Source organism: Oleiphilus sp. HI0117, assembly GCF_001635235.1.
Genome location: NZ_LWGA01000366.1, coordinates 1 through 377 on the forward strand (window position 1 = coordinate 1; position 377 = coordinate 377).

General features: G+C 43.0%; 1 pseudogene. It reads right to left on the bottom strand.

The features are described from left to right. Positions 1-177 (bottom strand): annotated as a pseudogene (gene rph / locus A3757_RS04395) (ribonuclease PH); the annotation flags it as partial. Between the last annotated feature and the right edge of the window lie 200 nt (positions 178-377).

Here is a 377-nt window from a genome sequence, read left to right on the forward strand (position 1 = left end):
TAACCAACCTTGTCCTTCACCTTTTAGGAAGCGGGGTACCTTTTCGTCTATTGAGGCAGTACAGATAACTTTGGTGTCGCCAAACTCAACCAGGACAGAGCCTTCAGCATGTTTTGTGTAGTTTCGGGTGATTTTAATCTCGCGTGCTTGATCTGGTTGGCGTTCGCTTGGTCTCATAAAGTTCTTCCTATTGGGGAATTAAATAAAGGGGTACCGGGAAAATTTGCCGGCAAGTTTATCACTTTAAAGGTGGGTTTCTAAGTGCCTAGCGAGTAGAATTCGTAAATCAATTTGAACATACGTAACTGAGCTAAGTGGGGAAGTACCAATGCTGAAAAGCATGACAGGATTTGCACGTTTAGAACTTGAAAGTGAAC